Source organism: Mycobacterium sp. NPDC003449 (genome assembly GCF_053588415.1).
The window spans coordinates 1-17,218 of the sequence record NZ_JBSFPX010000002.1 but is presented as its reverse complement, the minus strand read 5'-3'; the positions used below and the strand labels follow the sequence as shown (position 1 = coordinate 17,218).

Here is a 17,218-nt window from a genome sequence, read left to right as displayed (position 1 = left end):
GTGTGGTCAGGGTCAGATGCCGGCGCGGGATGCGCGCCGCTCGCGGGGCAGCCAGTCGAACGTGTCGCCGCGGGTGGCCTTGTATTCCAGGCCGACGTACCCGCGGTAGCCGTGCCCGGCGAGTTGGCGCAGGTACCCGTCGATGTCGAGGGTTCCGGTGCCGGGTTCGCCACGGCCCGGCGCGTCGGCGATCTGGACATGGCCGATGCGTGGAGCGTAGGCATCGATCGCGGCGGCGACATCGTCGCCGTTGACCGCGAGGTGATACAGATCGGCCAGCAGCCGCAGCGAGTCGACACCGTGATCGGACTGAACACGGTCCATCACCGCGATCGCGTCGGAAGCGAGTTTGAGCGGGTATGCCGGTGTGCCGCTGACCGGCTCGATGAGCACCACGGCACCGATGCGATCCGCGGCCTTGCCGGCATGGGCCAGGTTCTCGGTCGCGATGTCATCCTGGGCCTTCGGATCGACGCCCTCGATCCGGTTGCCGTAGAGCGCGTTGAACCCCTTGGTGCCCAGCCGTTCGGCGATGCCGACCGCGACCTCGACGCTGTCGCGGAACGCCGAAACCTGCGCCGGGTCGGACAGCAGCCCGCGGTCCCCGCCGGGCATGTCCCCCGCCGCGAAATTGAGGCCGGTCAATTGCACGCCGGCGTTCTCGATCGCCGTGGCGAACGCGTCCACGTCGCTGTCGCGCGGTGTGGACGTGTCGAACGGCCACCAGAATTCGACGGCGTCGAACCCGGCGTCACGCGCCGCCTGCGGGCGCTCCAGCAGCGGCAGGTCGGTCAGCAGGATCGAGCAGTTGACGGTGTAGGAAGAGGTATCCATCGGTGTTCTCTCGCTTCTTCGGTTTGGATCTGTCAGGATGCTGAGGCGGTATCGGGGTCGGGCAACCCGCGGTACCGGCGCCACCCGCCGTGCTCGGTGATCTCGGTGAGTTGGTCGGCCCTGGTCTCCACCAGGCCGGGCCGGAGCCCGACCGCGAGAACCGAACGGCCATCGTCGAGTTCGATCACGGTGAGCTCGAGCTCGTCGGGCTCTTCCGGCAGAAACTCGGTGCGGATGCTCTCCATCGGAACGTCATAGAGCTCGCCCTCGATCGATGCACCACCGGTAGCTGTGAGCAACAGCGCGGGGAACTCGTCGCGTACCGAGAAGAACCGGTACATCGGTGCGGTGCGGACCGCGCCGAGGAAACGATGGGCGGACACATTCTGGTGGAGGTTCCCACCTCTCATCGCTCCCCCGTTGCAGAACAGCTCGGCCATATCCCACTCCTCGTCGTCCGTATCGAACAGCACGTCTAGCTTTTCGTATTGTGGAATCATAATTTCATTTGGTGAAGATAGTCAAGCGTGCGGGCAGGTCCGATGTCAAGGGTTGACGCCCCGTCGAGTGCGATCAGACCCGCCCGTTCCGGGGCACCTCCCCCATGCGTCGTCGCCAAATCGGAGCAGACTCTTGACGTGACGCGAGCCACACGGCAGAATTTCGCATATCGATAGTCAAATTTCACATTACGGAATTTGATGCCAGCGGGAGCCAGTCTTCGGCTCCGCTGACGCCAGGTCGGATTTCCCGGTAGCGAGGAGCGCCTGATGGCGATATCAGAACAGCCACACACCCAGTCAAGCGCACGCAGGGCTGTGCCGGGTCTGCCCGGGATCAGCGAGCGGCTCTACAACCAGGACCTCGCCCCGACCAAGTCAGCCGGACGCCGCTGGAGCGGCTACAACATCTTCACGCTGTGGGCCAATGACGTGCACAGCCTGGGCAATTACGGGTTCGCGCTGGGGCTGTTCGCCCTCGGGTTGGGTGGCTGGCAGATCCTGCTCGCGCTCGGCGTCGGCGCGGCCCTGCTGTTCGGACTGCTGACCTTCTCCGGCTTCATGGGACACAAGACGGGCGTTCCGTTTCCGGTGATGTGCCGGATCTCGTTCGGGGTCCGTGGCGCTCAGATCCCAGGGATGATCCGCGGCGGGGTTGCCATCGTCTGGTTCGGGATCCAGACCTACCTGGCCTCGCTGGTACTGCGGGTGTTGCTGATCGCGCTGATCCCCGGACTGGACCGGTGGGACCACAATTCGATCCTTGGGCTGTCCACCCTCGGCTGGTTGACCTTCGGGGTTCTGTGGATCGTGCAGACCTACATCGTCCAGCACGGGTTGGACATGATCCGGAAATATGAAGCCGTCGCCGGACCGATCATCCTGACCACCATGGCCGCGCTGGCGGTGTGGATCTTCGTCAAGGCCGGCGGCGCGATCGCCTGGTCGAACGACGCGCCGCTCACCGGGGGCGCCATGTGGCGGGAGATCTTCGCCGGCGGTGCACTCTGGGTGTCGATCTACGCGACGTTCGTGCTGAACTTCTGCGATTTCACCCGGGCCTCCAAGACCCGCAGATCCATCGTCGCGGGCAACTTCTGGGGCATCCCGATCAACATGCTGTTCTTCGGGGTGTTCGTCATCGTGATGGCCGGGGCGCAGTTCAGGATCGACGGCGTCGTCATCGAAAGCCCGGCCGATATCGTCCACGCGATCCCGAACACGTTCCTGTTGATCGTCGCCTCCCTGGCCCTGCTGGTGCTCACGATCGCGGTCAACCTGATGGCCAACTTCGTCGCACCGATCTACGCGCTGACCAATCTGTTCCCGCGCAGGCTCAACTTCGCCCGCGCCGGCGTGGTCAGCGCCGTCATCGGCCTGGTCATCCTGCCCTGGAATCTGTACAACAGCCCGGCGGTGATCGTGTACTTCCTGGGCGGCCTCGGCGCCCTGCTCGGCCCCCTGTTCGGCGTCATCATCGCCGACTACTGGTTGCTGCGCCGGACCAAGATCGACGTTCCGGCCCTCTACACCGAGGATTCCGCCGGAGTCTACTTCTACCGCAACGGATTCAACCCGCGCGCCATCGCCGCCTTCACCCCCGCCGCGATAATCTCCCTGCTGATCGCCTTCATTCCCGCGCTGCACGCGGCCGCCCCGTTCTCCTGGTTCTTCGGCGCCGGCATCGGTGCGGCCATCTACCTCATGGTGGCCGACCGCAGCCAGACGTTCGAGGATGTCTCGGGTGAGCCGATCGCTGTCCCCAGCGTGCATTGACCGCATATCCATCCGACACGTCACAGCGAAGGGCCGGTACGTGCGCATTCTTGTCGTGAACGTCAACACCACCGAGTCGATGACCGAGTCGATCGGGCGTCAGGCCGCTGCCGCGGCGTCGCCCGGCACCGAAATCATCCCGCTGACACCGCTGTTCGGTGCCGACTCGGTGGAGGGCAACTACGAAAGCTACCTCGCCGCGATCGCCGTCATGGAAACCGTACGGTCCTATCCCGACCCGTTCGACGCGGTCGTCCAGGCCGGTTACGGCGAACACGGCCGGGAGGGGCTGCAGGAACTTCTGGACGTGCCGGTGGTCGACATCACCGAGGCCGGTGCCAGCACCGCGATGTTTCTCGGGCACAAATACTCGGTGGTCACCACCTTGGACCGGGCGGTGCCGATGATCGAAGACCGGCTGCGGCTCGCCGGCCTCGACGCCCGGTGCGCCTCGGTGCGGGCCAGCGGGCTGGCCGTCCTGGAACTCGAGGAGGATCCCGAGCGCGCGGTAGCCGCCATCGCCGAACAGGCCGAACATGCCGTCGTCCAGGACAAAGCCGAGGTCATCGTGCTCGGCTGCGGGGGGATGGCCGGGCTGGACGCGAACATCCGCAGACGCACCGGCGCGCCCGTCGTCGACGGTGTCGCCGCCGCGGTCACCATCGCGGAATCACTGGTCCGGTTAGGGCTGAGCACCTCCAAGATCCGCACCTACGCCGCGCCGCGCCGCAAGACGTTCAAGAACTGGCCGCCGCGCTGAGGTGGGGGCGACCCCGACTGAACTTCGATCTACGAATAATTAATTCCACTTTGTGGATTACTATGGCGGTGTCAGCGGCGTCGAGTCGAAGGGTTGGCAAACGATGGCACGCACAGAGGCCTCGAGCGGCGGCGTGCAGTCGGTCGAGCGCGCATTCGACCTGCTCGAAGTCATGGCCGCCGCCGGTGGCTCGATCGGGCTCAGCCAACTCTCCGAAGCATCCGGCCTTCCGGTACCGACCATCCACCGGTTGGTCCGGACCCTGGTCAACCGCGGGTACGTGCGCCAGTTGCCGTCGCGGCAGTATTCGCTGGGCCCCAAGCTGATCCGGCTCGGCGACAGCGCCACCCGCCTGCTCGGGGCATGGTCGCGGCCCTATCTGGCCGACGTGGTGAAGACCACCGGGGAGACGGCGAACATGGCCCTGCTCGACGACACCATGGCGGTCTACACCTATCAGGTCCCGTCCGAGCATTCGATGCGGATGTTCACCGAAGTGGGCCGGCGGGTCTACACGCACTGCACAGGCGTGGGCAAGGCCCTGCTGATGCAGTTGCCCGACGACGCCGTCCGGAACGTGATCGCGCGGGCCGGCATGCCGGCCCAGACCAAGTTCACCCTGACCGACCCCGATGCCCTGCTCGCCGACCTCAACGTGAGCCGGCACCGCGGGTACGCCCTCGACGAGGGTGAGCAGGAGATCGGCGTGCGCTGCTTCGCCGTCCCGGTCCCCGACGCCCCGACCCCGACGGCGATCTCCGTCTCGGGACCGGCGGCGCGGGTGACCATCGACTCCGCCGACCACATCGTCCCGATGCTCATCCGGATCGCCAAGGAACTGTCCACCCAGTTCGGGGACGCCCCCGACCGCTGACCGCGAGGCACCTTCCTGTGCCCACCGTCACAACCACGCCGTGGCGTGGCCACCCCGATCCGGGCCGCGCCGGACAACTGGGGCCGCCGCGCAACATCCGGCCGGACCCGCCGCCGGGACCGCCCGTCCGCCATCGACGGAACCGCCTCGGTACCGCCAGTCAGCGGACCTGCTGCCAGCGGTGATGGCCGAAACTGGGCGGTTCCGCATGGCCACCCGCAACGCTTCGCTGCGGCATCGCGCCGCGCCCCGATATTCCGGACGAACCGACAACGCCGCAAACCTTGACCACATCCAGCCGGGTGCATATCATTTCGTGTGACGGACACCACTTTCCGCAATGTGAAAATCATTGAGACCCGGTAAGGGAGCAGGACATGGGAATCGCCCTCGGACCCAATCAATACGGCAAGGCGGAGAACCGCGTCGTGCGCATCTACCGCGACACCGCCCGCCACGAGATCCGCGATCTGAACGTCTCGACCTCGCTGCGCGGCGACTTTACCGAGGCGCACATGAGCGGCGACCAAGGTGACGTGCTGCCCACCGACACCCAGAAGAACACCGCCTTCGCCTTCGCCAAGGAGAAGGGCATCAGTTCACCCGAACAGTTCGGGCTGACCCTGGGCGCACACTTCCTCGACACCGCCCCCAAGGCCAACGCGGCACGGATCGCGATCGAGGAATACGCCTGGGAGCGAATCGAAGTCGACGGCACCGGGCACGACCACTCGTTCATGAGGCGCGGCCCCGAGATCCGGACCGCCGTCGTCACCACCGACGACACCGCGGGCGAACGCCGGGCCTGGGTGGTTGCGGGCGTACAGGACCTGGTGATCCTCAAGTCGACCGGGTCGGCGTTCAAGGGCTTCCTCAAAGACAAGTACACGACGCTGCAGGAGACCGACGACCGGATCATGGCCACCTCGCTGACCGCGCGGTGGCGCTACGAACACACCGAGATCGGTGACTGGAACAAGACCTACGACGCCATCCTGCGCACCATGCTCGAGGTCTTCGCGAGTACCCACTCCGACGCGCTGCAGCAGACGCTGTACCGGATGGGTGAGGCGGTGCTCGAATCGCGCGCCGAGGTGGCCGAGATCAAATTCTCGGCGCCCAACAAACACCACTTCGCCGTCGACCTCTCGCCGTTCGGCGTCGAGAACAACAACGAGGTGTTCATCGCCGCCGACCGGCCCTACGGCCTGATCGAGGCGTCGGTGCTTCGCGACGACGGTTCCGACGCCGGCCAGGCATGGCTGCACACCCCGGGCTTCTGCTGAGGAAAGGCACTCCGGTGAACAAATCCGCTTCCGCGACCGCCGAAAAACCCCCTACCACAAAACATCCCGTCGACGAGGTGCTCTCGCCGCCCAAGCTCGCGGTGTACGGGTTCCAGCATGTGCTGGCCTTCTATGCCGGCGCGGTGATCGTGCCCATCCTGTTGGCGAACTCGATCGGGCTGACCACCGAGCAACTCATCCACCTCATCAACGCCGACCTGTTCACCTGCGGCATCGCCTCGATCATCCAATCGGTGGGCTTCTGGAAGGTCGGGGTGCGCCTGCCGCTGCTGCAGGGCGTGACGTTCACCGCGGTGTCTCCGATGATCGCGATCGGAACCGCCGCGGGCGGCGGCACCGACGGGCTGCTGGTGATCTACGGATCCGTCATCGTCGCCGGTCTGTTCACCTTCCTGATCGCGCCGTTCTTCTCCCGGCTGATCCGGTTCTTCCCGCCCGTGGTGACCGGGTCGGTCATCACCATCATCGGTATCGCCCTGCTTCCCGTGGCGGCGGCCGACGCGGTCGGCGGGGCCGGCCCGTCGCTGGACCCGACCAGCGGCACGAACATGGCCTACGCCCTGGGCACCCTGGCGCTGATCGTGCTGATCCAGCGGGTGTTCAAGGGGTTCATGGCCACCGTCGCGGTGCTGATCGGTCTGGTCGTCGGCACCGGGGTGGCCTGGTTCCTCGGCGACGCGCACTTCGTCGACGTGGCGAGCTCGTCCTGGTTCGGCGTGACCACGCCGTTCTACTTCGGATGGCCCAAATTCGCCGCGGCAGCGATCATTTCGATGATCGTCGTCATGCTCATCACCGCCGTCGAGACCACCGGCGATGTGTTCGCGACCGGTGAGATCGTGCACAAGCGCATCGTCCGGGATGACATCGCGCGGGCGCTGCGCGCCGACGGTCTGGCCACCACGATCGGCGGGGTGCTGAACTCGTTCCCCTACACCTGCTTCGCCGAGAACGTCGGGCTGGTGCGGTTGACCAGGGTGAAGAGCCGGTACGTGGTGGCCGCCGCCGGCGTCATCATGATCATCCTCGGCCTGCTGCCGAAGGCGGCCGCGGTGGTCGCCGGGATTCCGCACCCGGTGCTCGGCGGGGCCGCGCTGGCGATGTTCGCCACGGTGGCCGTGGTCGGCTTCCAGACCCTGAGCCGGGTGGATTTCCACGACCACCGCAACGTGGTGATCGTCGCCACCAGCGTGGGCCTGGCCATGTACGTCACCGCCCAGCCCGATGTGGCCAAGGCGGTGCCGGAGTGGGCGCAGATCATCCTGGGCAGCGGGATCACCCTGGGCAGCATCACCGCGATCGTGCTCAACCTGGTGTTCCACCACATCGGCCGGGGCCGGGGCCCGGCCGTGGCAGGCACCCCCGGCGCCAATCTGGTGCGGCTGGCCAACGTCAACGAGATGTCCAAGGACGAGTTCGTGCGGACCTTCGCCAACCTGTTCCAGGGACCGGACTGGATGGTCGAACGGGCCTACGCCCGGCGCCCGTTCAGCGACACCCACGATCTGCGCCGATCGTTCCAGGAGGCGCTGTTCACCGCGACCGAGCCGGAACAGGCGCAGCTGATCAGCGCCTACCCCGATCTCGGGGCGATGTCGGTGGCCACCGGCGACGAGGGCGCCGCATCGCAGTCCGACCAGTCCGCGCTCGGACTGTCCCGGCTGGCCGAGCAGGAACGCGAGGAGCTGGCCGAGCTCACCGAGGCCTACCGTGAGCAGTTCGGCTTCACCCTGATCCTGGCGGTGCGCGATCACGAGAACATCGACCAGCTGCTGCGGCACGGCTGGGACCGGCTCAACAACTCCCCCACCCAGGAGCATGCGGCCGCGCTGATCGAGATCGCCAAGATCGCCGGGCACCGGTTCGACCGCCTGGTGGCCGACGCCAACCCGATCCACTCGTCGCGCACCCGTACCCGCCATCTCGACGCATGACCGTCCACGCATTCAACGCGCTGTCCAGGACCGACGCGTCGCAGCGGCTGTTGACCTGCCTGAATGTGCCCCGCTGGGCCACCGAGGTGGCCGACGGGCGGCCCTACGCCGACTTCGCCGCACTGGTCGACAACGCCGAGCGGTCCGCGGCCGAGTTGTCCGACGACGAGTTGTCGGCGGCCCTGGACCGCCACCCCCGGATCGGGGAGCGGGCCGGGGCCGGGCACGACGCCGAGTTCTCGGCCAGGGAACAGGGCCGGGTCGACCGCGACGACGAGGCCGTGATGACCGCGCTGGCCGCGGGAAACCGGGAGTACGAGAAGCGATTCGACCGGGTGTTCCTGATCCGCGCGGCCGGCCGCAGCTCCACTGAGATCCTGGCCGAGCTGCACCGCCGGCTGGGTAATGACGACGATATCGAGCGGGCCGAGACGGTCACCCAACTGCGGGAGATCGCGCTGCGCCGGCTGAGGGAGGTGGTGTGAATGGGCACCCTGAGTACGCACATCCTGGACACCAGCCTGGGCCGGGCCGCCGAGGGCGTCGAGGTGGTGCTCGAACACGACGGTGAGCGGATCGGCGACGGCGTGACCGACGCCGACGGCCGGATCGGCTCGATCGGACCGCAGCGGCTCGACGCAGGCGACTACACGTTGCGTTTCCGGACCGGCAGCTACTTCGCCGCCGACGGCCGCGACTGCTTCTATCCCGAGGTGATCGTGGTGTTCACCATCGCCGACGCCGCGCAGCACTATCACGTTCCGTTGCTGCTCAACCCCTTTGGATACGGGACCTACCGTGGCACCTGAACGTCTCATCCTCGACGGCGCCGCCGTGGTGACCATGGACAGCGCGCGCACCGAGCACCCCACCGGACACGTCGTCATCGAGAACGGCCGGATCGCCGCGGTCGGCGCGGGCTCGGCTCCCCCGGATCTGGACGGCACCCGGCTCGGTCTCGGCGGCTGCCTGATCACCCCCGGCCTGGTCAACACCCATCATCACCTCTACCAGTGGGTGACCAGGGGGCTGGCCGCCGACGACGGGCTGTTCGGTTGGCTGACCACGCTGTACCCGGTGTGGGGCGGCATCGACGAGGACATCGTCGGCGCGGCCGCCGCGGCCGGCCTGGCCTGGCTGGCCCGGACCGGCTGCACCACCTCCACCGACCACCACTACGTCTTCCCGGCCGACGGCGGCGACGTGCTGGGCGCCGAGATCGACGCGGCCAGCCGAATCGGCCTGCGGTTCATGCCGACCCGAGGATCGATGGACCTGGGCCGGCGCGACGGCGGCCTGCCCCCCGATCACGTGGTCGAGGACCTCGACACCATCCTGGTGGCCTGCGCCGCCGCCGTCGACGCCCACCACGACCCGGGGCCCGACTCCATGCTGCGGATCGGGCTGGCGCCCTGTTCACCCTTCTCGGTGACCGGAGAGCTGCTGAAGCAGTCCGCAAACCTGGCCCGCGACAAGGGGGTTCGGCTGCACACTCATCTGGCCGAAACCCTCGACGAAGACGAGTTCTGCCGGGAGCGGTTCGGCCGCAGCCCGGTGGACTACCTGGAAACCCTGGGCTGGCTGGGCGATGACGTCTGGCTCGCCCACGGAATCCACTTCGACGATCCGGCGATCGCCACCCTGGGCGCGGCAGGCACCGGTGTCGCGCACTGCCCGTCGTCGAATGCGCGCCTCGGCGCCGGTATCGCGCGCACCGCCGACCTGCGCGCCGCCGGAGTACCGGTCGGCCTGGGGGTGGACGGCGCGGCCAGCAACGAGGCCTGCTCGCTGATCGAGGAGGCCCGCCACGCCCTGCTGTTCGCCAGGGCCCGCGGCGGCCCAGCGGCATTGGCCGTTCGCGATGCCCTTGAGCTCGCCACCATCGGCGGTTCCCGGCTACTCGGGTGGGACGACCAGATCGGCTCGCTGGAGCCGGGCAAGCAGGCCGATATCGCGGTCTGGCGGATCGACGGGCTCGCGCACGCCGATATCGCCGACCCGGTCGCGGCGCTCGTCCTTGGCGCGGCGCCGCCACTGGAACTGCTGCTGGTCGGCGGCCGGCCGATCGTCGAACGCGACCGCGTGGTCACCGCCGACGAAACCGAACTCACGCAATCGGCGCTGCGCGCGCACAGGACACTTCTGGCCCGCGCGGGTACCGTCGCCAGCAGGGAAGGAACCGACCGATGACCACACCCAGGATTACCGTCAACGGTGAGAAACACCAGGTGGTCGACGTCGCGCCGTACGTCAGCGCGCTGGACTGGCTGCGCGACCAGGGCTTGACCGGCGCCAAAGAGGGATGCGCGGAAGGCGAGTGCGGCGCCTGCTCGGTCCTGGTGGCCCGCCCCGACGGCGCCGACCGCACCCGCTGGACCGCGCTGAACGCCTGCCTGGTACCGGTGCTCGCGCTGGACGGCCAGGAGGTGGTGACCGCCGAGGGGCTCGGCGCGCCGGGTGCGCTGCACCCCGTGCAATACGAGATGGCCCATCGCGGCGGTTCCCAATGTGGCTACTGCACACCAGGTTTCATCTGCTCGATGGCCGCAGAGTACTACCGCCCGGACCGCAGCGCCGACGTCGCGGCCGATCCGCGCGGCAACGGGCACGCCGGCACCGACCACGAGCACGGCCCGAACGGCTTCGACCTGCATGCGCTCAGCGGCAATCTGTGCCGCTGCACCGGATACCGGCCGATCCGCGATGCCGCCTACGCGCTCGGGGCACCGCCGCCCGAGGATGCGCTGGCCCGGCGTTGCGGCGCACCGGCACCGGCACCGTCGAGCACCCACATGCGGGTCGGCGACACCGAATTCATCCGGCCCGCCGCCCTCGCCGACGCGGTGGCACTGCTGGCCGAACGACCGGAGGCGACCGTGGTCGCCGGGTCCACCGATCTTGGCGTCGAGGTCAACCTGCGCGGGACCCGGGCGCCGCTGCTGGTGGCCGTCGACCGGCTGCCCGAACTGCGCACCATCGACGTCGGCGCCGAGCGGATCGAGATCGGCGCGGCGCTCACCCTGTCGGAGGCCGAGCGCCTGCTCGAGGGCCGCATCCCGCTGCTGGACCAGCTCTGGCCGCAGTTCGCGTCCCGGCTGATCCGCAACGGCGCCACCCTGGGCGGCAACCTGGGCACCGGCTCCCCGATCGGCGATGCTCCCCCGGCACTGCTGGCCCTGGAGGCATCGCTGGTGCTGGCCGGCCCGGACGGTGAACGCGAGGTGCCACTGGCCGAGTACTTCACCGGCTACCGGCAGAGCGTGCGCCGTCCGGCCGAACTGATCCGGGCGGTGCGCATTCCGCTGCCGCTTGCGCCGGCCGTCGCGTTCCACAAGATCGCCAAACGCCGCTTCGACGACATCTCCAGCGTCGCGGTCGCGATCGCGGTGGAGGTCAGGTCCGGGGTCGTCGACCGGGTGACCATCGGGCTGGGCGGGGTGGCAGCCACCCCGATCCGGGCCACGGCCACCGAAGCGGCCCTGCGCGGGCGCCCGTGGACCGCGGACACCGTGGCCGAGGCCGCGGCCGTCCTCGGCCACGAGGGCACCCCGATCGACGATCACCGGGCCAGCGCGGCGTTCCGCACCGCGATGCTCGGACAGTCGCTGCTCAAGTTCCACGCCGAATCCGGACTGCAGGAGGCGATGTCGTCATGAGTGAACTCAGTTCCCGTCCCGCACAACCGGTCGTGGGTCTGCAGACCCGGCACGAGAGCGCCGATCTGCACGTCACCGGGCTGGCGCTCTACACCGACGATCTGGTCAGCCGGTATCCCGGTGTGCTGCATGCCTATCCGGTGCAGGCGCCGCACGCGCACGCCATGGTGCGCGCGCTGGACCCGGCCCCCGCGCTCGCGAGCCCCGGCGTGGTGTACGTGCTGACCGCCGCCGACGTGCCCGGGGTCAACGATGCCGGCGTCAAACACGATGAGCCGCTGTTCCCCACCGAGGTCATGTATTTCGGCCACCCGGTGTGCTGGGTGCTGGCCGACACCCTCGAAGCCGCCCGGATCGGCGCCGCCAGGGTCGCCGTCGAGTACGAGCCGCTGCCCTCGCTGATCACCATCGAGGAGGCCATCGCCGCCGAGAGTTTCCAGGGCGCGCGGCCCACCGTGCGCCGAGGCGATCCGCAGGCCGCATTCGGCGGCTGCGCGCACGTCTTCGAAGGCGAATTCGAGTTCGCCGGCCAGGAACATTTCTACCTGGAGACCAATGCGGCGCTGGCGACCATCGACGAGGGCGGGCAGGTCTTCGTCCAGTCCTCGACGCAGCATCCCAGCGAGACCCAGGACATCGTGTCGCATGTGCTGGGCCGGGCCAATCACGAGGTGACGGTCCAATGTCTGCGGATGGGCGGCGGATTCGGCGGTAAGGAGATGCAGCCGCACGGCTACGCGGCGATCGCCGCGCTGGGCGCCGTCGTCACGGGCCGTCCGGTTCGGGTGCGGTTCAACCGAACCCAGGACATCACCATCACGGGCAAGCGGCACGGGTTCCACGCGGTGTGGAAAGCCGGTTTCGCCGCGGACGGCACCATCCAGGCCCTGACCGCGACGCTCACCGCGGACGGCGGCTGGAGCCTTGACCTGTCCGAGCCGGTGCAGGCCCGCGCGCTGTGCCATATCGACAATGCCTACTGGATTCCGAACATCGAAGTGAGCGGTCGCATCTCGAAGACCAACAAGACCTCGCAGACGGCGTTCCGCGGGTTCGGCGGGCCGCAGGGCATGTTGGTGATGGAGAACATCCTGGGGCGGTGCGCGCCCGCGCTCGGCCTCAGCTCCCGCGAACTGCGCAGGCGCAACTTCTATTCGGCCGGCCAGACCACCCCCTACGGCCAGGAGGTGCGTCACCCCGAACGCATCGTGCGGGCCTGGGATCAGCTCCTCGAGTCCGGTGATGTGGACCGGCGGCTGGTGGAGATCGAAGGGTTCAACGCCACCCACGAGCACGCCAAACGCGCGCTGGCCATGACGCCGGTCAAATTCGGTATCTCGTTCAACCTCACCGCCTTCAACCAGGCCGGTGCGCTGGTGCACGTGTACAAGGACGGCTCGGTGCTGATCAATCATGGCGGCACCGAGATGGGTCAGGGCCTGCACACCAAGATGCTGCAGGTCGCGGCGACGGCGCTGGGGGTGCCGCTGTCGATCGTGCGGCTCGCACCGACCCGCACCGACAAGGTGCCCAACACCTCGGCCACCGCGGCCAGTTCGGGTGCCGACCTCAACGGCGGCGCGGTGAAGAACGCCTGCGAGCAGATCAAGGGCCGGCTGGCCGAGGTAGCCGGCGGCGAGCTCGGGGTGCACCCGTCCGATGTCCGGTTCATCGACGGCCGGGTGCTCGGGCTGGGATCCGCCGAGCGCGAACTGACCTTCGCCGAACTGGTGCACCTGGCCTATTACCGGCGGGTGCAGCTTTGGGCGGCCGGTTTCTACCGCACCGAGGGACTGCACTGGAACGCCAAGACCATGCAGGGGGCGCCGTTCAAGTATTTCGCCTACGGAGTCGCAGCCAGCGAGGTCGAGGTCGACGGGTTCACCGGCGCCTACCGGCTGCGCCGGGTCGACATCGTGCACGATGTCGGCGACAGCCTGTCCCCGCTGGTCGATCTCGGCCAGGTGGAGGGCGGATTCGTCCAGGGGGTCGGCTGGCTGACGCTGGAGGATCTGCGCTGGGACAGCAGCGACCGCCCGACCCGCGGCCGGTTGGCCACCCAGGCGGCCAGCACCTACAAGCTGCCCAGCTTCTCGGAGATGCCCGAGGTGTTCAACGTGACGCTGCTGGAGAAGGCGCACGAGGATGGTGTGGTGTACGGGTCGAAAGCGGTCGGCGAGCCGCCCCTGATGTTGGCCTTCAGCGTGCGTGAGGCGCTGCGGGAGGCCGTCGCGGCGTTCGGCCCGACCGGGCACTGCGTCGACCTCGGCTGCCCGTCCACCCCCGAGCAGGTGTTCTGGGCCGTCCAACGGGCCCGCGCCGCCGGTGCCCCGTCGACCGGCGCGACCCCGGCGGTGTCGATCGCGGGAGGCACCTGACATGCACTGGATGACCGTGCTGGAGCGGCTGCGCGAGCGGCGAGAACCCGGCGTGCTGGTGACCCTGCTGACCGTGCGCGGGCACGCCCCCCGGGAGGCCGGGGCGAAGATGGTGGTGACCGCCGGTGACTGCTGGGGCACCATCGGCGGCGGCAACCTCGAGCAGTCGGCGGTGGTCGCGGCGCGTGAGCTGCTGGCCGCGGGCAGCCGGGAACCGGCCACCCGGACCTGGGGGCTGACCGAGCGGGCGCCCGCCCGGCACGGTGTGCAGTGCTGCGGCGGCGAGGTCAGTGTGCTGTTCGAGCCGCTGCCCACGGTCCCGGCCGTGGCGATCTTCGGGATCGGGCACGTCGGCGCCGAACTGGCCCGGATCCTGGCCCGCCACGACATCGAACTGCATCTGGTCGATTCGCGTGCCGATCATGTCGAGCCGGATCGGTTGGCCCCGTTGATCGCCCACGCCGAGGCCCGGGTGCACACCCATCACGCCGTGGTGCCCGAGCTGGTACTCGGCGAGCTTCCCGCGGGCTGCCACGTGCTGCTGATGACCCATGACCACGCCGAGGACGCCGCCCTCTGCGACGCGGCGCTGCGCTGTGGGCACCTCGGCTCGATCGGGTTGATCGGGTCCGAGGCGAAATGGCAGCGGTTCGTCAAACGGCTCACAGCCGAGGGGCACGATGCGGCGGCGCTGTCCCGGATCGGCACCCCGATCGGGCTGCCCGAGCTCACCGGGAAGGAGCCGGCGACCATCGCGGTGAGCGTGGCCGCCGATCTGCTGCTGCGGTTCCAGCGCGAGCGGCCCGCGACGACCGAGACGAGCGCCGACCCGGCTGAGGCGACCCGATGAAGATCTACCGCGCAACCGTTTTGGACACGCCCACCTCGCCGTTCGACGGCGGGACGCTGCGCACCGAGGCCGACGCCGGAATCGCGGTCGCCGACGGGGTGATCGCCGACCGCGGGCCGTTCGCCGCCGTCCGCGGCGGGTATCCGCACGCCGAGGTGGTCGATCTGACCCAGGGCGTGCTGCTGCCCGGCCTGGTCGACACCCACGTCCACTTCCCGCAGCTGCGGGTGATCGGCGCGCTGGGCATGCCGCTGCTGGACTGGCTGGACCGCTGCGCACTGCCCGAGGAAGCCCGGATGGCCGACGCCGATTACGCGCGCGTCGTGGCCACCGAATTCATCGACGGCCTGATCCGGGCCGGCACCACCACCGCGCTGGTGTTCGGCGCACATTTCGCACCCGCGGTGGACTGCCTGTTCGAGCAGGCCGCCGCGAGCGGGATGCGGATCTGCGGCGGGTTGGTGGTCAGCGACCGGCTGCTGCGGCCCGAATTGCTGACCACCCCCGAGCAGGCGCACGCCGACGGGCTGGCGCTGGCCGGACGCTGGCACCGCAAGGACCGGCTGCGCTATGCCGTCACCCCCCGGTTCTCGCTGTCGACCAGTTCCGAGATGCTGGAGTCGTGTGCGGCGCTGCTGCGCGACGTCGACGGTGCGCTGTTCACCTCGCACGTCAACGAGAACACCGCCGAGGTCGAGACGGTGCGCGGGCTGTTCCCGGAGTGCGACTCCTACGTCGACACCTACGGCAGGCACCGGCTGCTCGGTCGGCGCAGCGTGCTGGCCCACAACGTGCACCCGGCCGACGCCGAACTCGACCAGCTCGCCGCCGCCGGCGCAGGCGTGGCGCACTGCCCGTCCTCGAACAGCGCGCTGGGCAGCGGGTTGTTCCCGTTGCGCAGGCACGTCGACCGCGGTGTGCGGGTCGCGCTGGGCACCGATGTGGGTGCGGGCACCGGTTTCTCGTTGCTGCGCGAAGGTCTGCAGGCCTCCTTCATGCAGGCGCTGCTCGGCGCCGACGGCGCGGCCCTCACCGCGGCGCACATGCTCTACCTGGCCACCGGGGCCGGCGCCGCGGCGCTGGAGATGGACGCCGAGATCGGTGACCTGTCGGTGGGCAAACAGTTCGACGCCGCCTGGATCAGCCCGCCGCCGGGGACCACCCTCGACGTGGTGCTGGCCCATGCCGCCGGGCCCGATGACGCCCTGGCCAAGGTGTTCGCGCTGTCCGGTCCGGCCGATGTGCGAGGGGTGTGGGTGGGTGGAGATCGACTGCGTTGAGCCCGGGCCGGCGGGGGCGTTCGTTAGATCAGCTTCGGTTCGATACGCTGGCACGTGTCCGCAGTTCAGTCTGGAATGCCGAGGTGCCCCATCATGATGTTGATCAAGGCTGCTGTCGCGACCGCCGCGATCGCCGGCATGGCCGTCGGCCTCGGCGCGGCCACGGCGAGCGCCGATCCGCTTCCGCCACCGGGGGCGCCGAAGAAGCCCGCCGAATCCTGGCAGGGCCAGCCGATGGTGTGGGCGCAGTTGCCCGCGGGTGGGCACTGGGGCGTCTGGATCAACGGAGATTTCCTTCCGTTCACCTGATTTCGATGCCTGACTGAGGTGACCGGCCCCGGCCGGATGGCGCGACGGTAGCCTGACGACCGTGAATTCTCGTGTGCCTACCTCAATCGCGCTCGCGGCCTGTGCCGCATCCTTCGCCGTGGCGCTCGCCGCCTGCGGATCCGACACCGACACCTCGTCGGCCTCGCCGTCGTTGAGCAGTCCCTCCGTCGCCGAGGTGGCCACCTCCTCGGTCACCGCCCCGGCTCCCGCGGCCAACAACTGCCCCACGGCGACGCCGCAGGACACCGGCACGGCCGAATGGACGGTCTCGGGGGCCACCGGCAGCGCCGCGGTCACCGGATCCACCGATACGGCCGCGCCGGCCGTGAAGGTCGACGGCCCGTTCAGCGTGGCCGAGACCCAGGTGCACACGCTGCAGGCTGGCGAAGGGCCGGTCGTCGCGGACACCGCGACAGTCTCGGTGTGCTACATGGGCGTCAACGGGCGGGACGGATCGGTGTTCGACAGCAGCTACGAGCGCGGCACCCCGGCCGAATTCCCGCTCAACGGCGTGGTTCCCGGGTTCCAGAAGGCCATTTCCGGGCAGAAGGTGGGCTCCACCGTCGCGGTCGCGATGAGCTCCGCCGACGGCTACCCCGAGGGGCAGCCCGCGGCCGGAATCCAGAAGGGCGATTCGCTGATCTTCGCGATCAAGATCCTCGGCGCTTCGTAGCCACGAGGGCTCAGGGCATCGGGGCCGCCGGTGCCGGAGGAGGTCCCCGGGCGCGGGGGGGGGATG

General features: G+C 69.0%; 16 protein-coding genes. 14 read left to right on the top strand and 2 right to left on the bottom strand.

The window, feature by feature from the left end; translation table 11 throughout:
- Positions 1 to 12: 12 nt before the first annotated feature.
- Positions 13 to 834 carry a hydroxypyruvate isomerase family protein gene (locus tag ACWDTP_RS00820; RefSeq protein ID WP_450015591.1) on the bottom strand — a complete coding sequence of 274 codons (822 nt, stop codon included), beginning with the start codon at positions 832 to 834 and terminating at the stop codon, positions 13 to 15.
- Between the two features lie 32 nt (positions 835 to 866).
- Positions 867 to 1,274: an allophanate hydrolase-related protein gene (locus ACWDTP_RS00815; RefSeq protein WP_450015843.1), complete on the bottom strand. Its 408-nt coding sequence runs from the start codon at positions 1,272 to 1,274 to the stop codon at positions 867 to 869.
- A gap of 330 nt (positions 1,275 to 1,604) precedes the next feature.
- Between ACWDTP_RS00815 and ACWDTP_RS00810 the strand changes: the two genes are divergently transcribed.
- The 14 genes from ACWDTP_RS00810 (at position 1,605) to ACWDTP_RS00745 (ending at position 17,152) form a co-directional block, all read left to right on the top strand.
- Entirely contained in the window at positions 1,605 to 3,110 is a 1,506-nt protein-coding gene (locus ACWDTP_RS00810) for an NCS1 family nucleobase:cation symporter-1 (protein ID WP_450015589.1), read from the top strand.
- A gap of 40 nt (positions 3,111 to 3,150) precedes the next feature.
- On the top strand, positions 3,151 to 3,870 hold the full coding sequence (locus ACWDTP_RS00805; protein WP_450015587.1) for an aspartate/glutamate racemase family protein: 720 nt from the start codon (positions 3,151 to 3,153) through the stop codon (positions 3,868 to 3,870).
- A gap of 103 nt (positions 3,871 to 3,973) precedes the next feature.
- Positions 3,974 to 4,744, top strand: coding sequence for an IclR family transcriptional regulator (locus tag ACWDTP_RS00800; protein ID WP_450015585.1), 771 nt, complete (start codon positions 3,974 to 3,976; stop codon positions 4,742 to 4,744).
- A 377-nt stretch (positions 4,745 to 5,121) separates the two neighbouring features.
- Positions 5,122 to 6,030 carry a factor-independent urate hydroxylase gene (gene pucL, locus ACWDTP_RS00795; protein ID WP_450015583.1) on the top strand — a complete coding sequence of 303 codons (909 nt, stop codon included), beginning with the start codon at positions 5,122 to 5,124 and terminating at the stop codon, positions 6,028 to 6,030.
- Complete coding sequence (gene uraD, locus ACWDTP_RS00790; protein ID WP_450015582.1) at positions 6,003 to 7,985, top strand: 2-oxo-4-hydroxy-4-carboxy-5-ureidoimidazoline decarboxylase; 1,983 nt, start codon at positions 6,003 to 6,005, stop codon at positions 7,983 to 7,985. The genes pucL and uraD (ACWDTP_RS00790) overlap by 28 nt, the downstream gene beginning before the upstream one ends.
- Entirely contained in the window at positions 7,982 to 8,470 is a 489-nt protein-coding gene (uraD, locus tag ACWDTP_RS00785) for a 2-oxo-4-hydroxy-4-carboxy-5-ureidoimidazoline decarboxylase (RefSeq protein ID WP_450015580.1), read from the top strand. Before uraD (ACWDTP_RS00790) ends, uraD (ACWDTP_RS00785) begins: the two co-directional genes overlap by 4 nt.
- Complete coding sequence (gene uraH, locus ACWDTP_RS00780; protein WP_450015578.1) at positions 8,471 to 8,794, top strand: hydroxyisourate hydrolase; 324 nt, start codon at positions 8,471 to 8,473, stop codon at positions 8,792 to 8,794. It abuts the gene before it with no gap.
- A complete protein-coding gene (locus tag ACWDTP_RS00775; RefSeq protein ID WP_450015576.1) occupies positions 8,784 to 10,175 on the top strand; it encodes an 8-oxoguanine deaminase in 1,392 nt (463 codons plus the stop codon). The genes uraH and ACWDTP_RS00775 overlap by 11 nt, the downstream gene beginning before the upstream one ends.
- Positions 10,172 to 11,641 carry a xanthine dehydrogenase small subunit gene (locus ACWDTP_RS00770; protein WP_450015575.1) on the top strand — a complete coding sequence of 490 codons (1,470 nt, stop codon included), beginning with the start codon at positions 10,172 to 10,174 and terminating at the stop codon, positions 11,639 to 11,641. The genes ACWDTP_RS00775 and ACWDTP_RS00770 overlap by 4 nt, the downstream gene beginning before the upstream one ends.
- Positions 11,638 to 14,019: a xanthine dehydrogenase molybdopterin binding subunit gene (gene xdhB / locus ACWDTP_RS00765; RefSeq protein WP_450015573.1), complete on the top strand. Its 2,382-nt coding sequence runs from the start codon at positions 11,638 to 11,640 to the stop codon at positions 14,017 to 14,019. Before ACWDTP_RS00770 ends, xdhB begins: the two co-directional genes overlap by 4 nt.
- A 10-nt stretch (positions 14,020 to 14,029) precedes the next feature.
- Positions 14,030 to 14,869 (top strand): xanthine dehydrogenase accessory protein XdhC, encoded by an 840-nt coding sequence (xdhC, locus tag ACWDTP_RS00760; protein WP_450015571.1) that lies wholly within the window; start codon positions 14,030 to 14,032, stop codon positions 14,867 to 14,869.
- Positions 14,866 to 16,149: a guanine deaminase gene (locus ACWDTP_RS00755; protein WP_450015570.1), complete on the top strand. Its 1,284-nt coding sequence runs from the start codon at positions 14,866 to 14,868 to the stop codon at positions 16,147 to 16,149. The genes xdhC and ACWDTP_RS00755 overlap by 4 nt, the downstream gene beginning before the upstream one ends.
- Positions 16,150 to 16,242: 93 nt before the next feature.
- Positions 16,243 to 16,458, top strand: coding sequence for a hypothetical protein (locus ACWDTP_RS00750; protein WP_450015568.1), 216 nt, complete (start codon positions 16,243 to 16,245; stop codon positions 16,456 to 16,458).
- 73 nt (positions 16,459 to 16,531) lie between these two features.
- Positions 16,532 to 17,152 carry an FKBP-type peptidyl-prolyl cis-trans isomerase gene (locus ACWDTP_RS00745; protein ID WP_450015566.1) on the top strand — a complete coding sequence of 207 codons (621 nt, stop codon included), beginning with the start codon at positions 16,532 to 16,534 and terminating at the stop codon, positions 17,150 to 17,152.
- Positions 17,153 to 17,218 lie beyond the last annotated feature (66 nt).

Coding starts and splice junctions, on each gene's coding strand:
- ACWDTP_RS00750 (WP_450015568.1), top strand. CDS start 16,243: ATGATGTTGATCAAGGCTGCTGTCGCGACCGCCGCGATCGCCGGCATG.
- ACWDTP_RS00810 (WP_450015589.1), top strand. CDS start 1,605: ATGGCGATATCAGAACAGCCACACACCCAGTCAAGCGCACGCAGGGCT.
- uraH (WP_450015578.1), top strand. CDS start 8,471: ATGGGCACCCTGAGTACGCACATCCTGGACACCAGCCTGGGCCGGGCC.
- uraD (WP_450015582.1), top strand. CDS start 6,003: ATGGCTGCACACCCCGGGCTTCTGCTGAGGAAAGGCACTCCGGTGAAC.
- uraD (WP_450015580.1), top strand. CDS start 7,982: ATGACCGTCCACGCATTCAACGCGCTGTCCAGGACCGACGCGTCGCAG.
- xdhC (WP_450015571.1), top strand. CDS start 14,030: ATGACCGTGCTGGAGCGGCTGCGCGAGCGGCGAGAACCCGGCGTGCTG.
- ACWDTP_RS00820 (WP_450015591.1), bottom strand. CDS start 834: ATGGATACCTCTTCCTACACCGTCAACTGCTCGATCCTGCTGACCGAC.
- ACWDTP_RS00770 (WP_450015575.1), top strand. CDS start 10,172: ATGACCACACCCAGGATTACCGTCAACGGTGAGAAACACCAGGTGGTC.
- ACWDTP_RS00755 (WP_450015570.1), top strand. CDS start 14,866: ATGAAGATCTACCGCGCAACCGTTTTGGACACGCCCACCTCGCCGTTC.
- ACWDTP_RS00800 (WP_450015585.1), top strand. CDS start 3,974: ATGGCACGCACAGAGGCCTCGAGCGGCGGCGTGCAGTCGGTCGAGCGC.
- ACWDTP_RS00815 (WP_450015843.1), bottom strand. CDS start 1,274: ATGGCCGAGCTGTTCTGCAACGGGGGAGCGATGAGAGGTGGGAACCTC.
- pucL (WP_450015583.1), top strand. CDS start 5,122: ATGGGAATCGCCCTCGGACCCAATCAATACGGCAAGGCGGAGAACCGC.
- xdhB (WP_450015573.1), top strand. CDS start 11,638: ATGAGTGAACTCAGTTCCCGTCCCGCACAACCGGTCGTGGGTCTGCAG.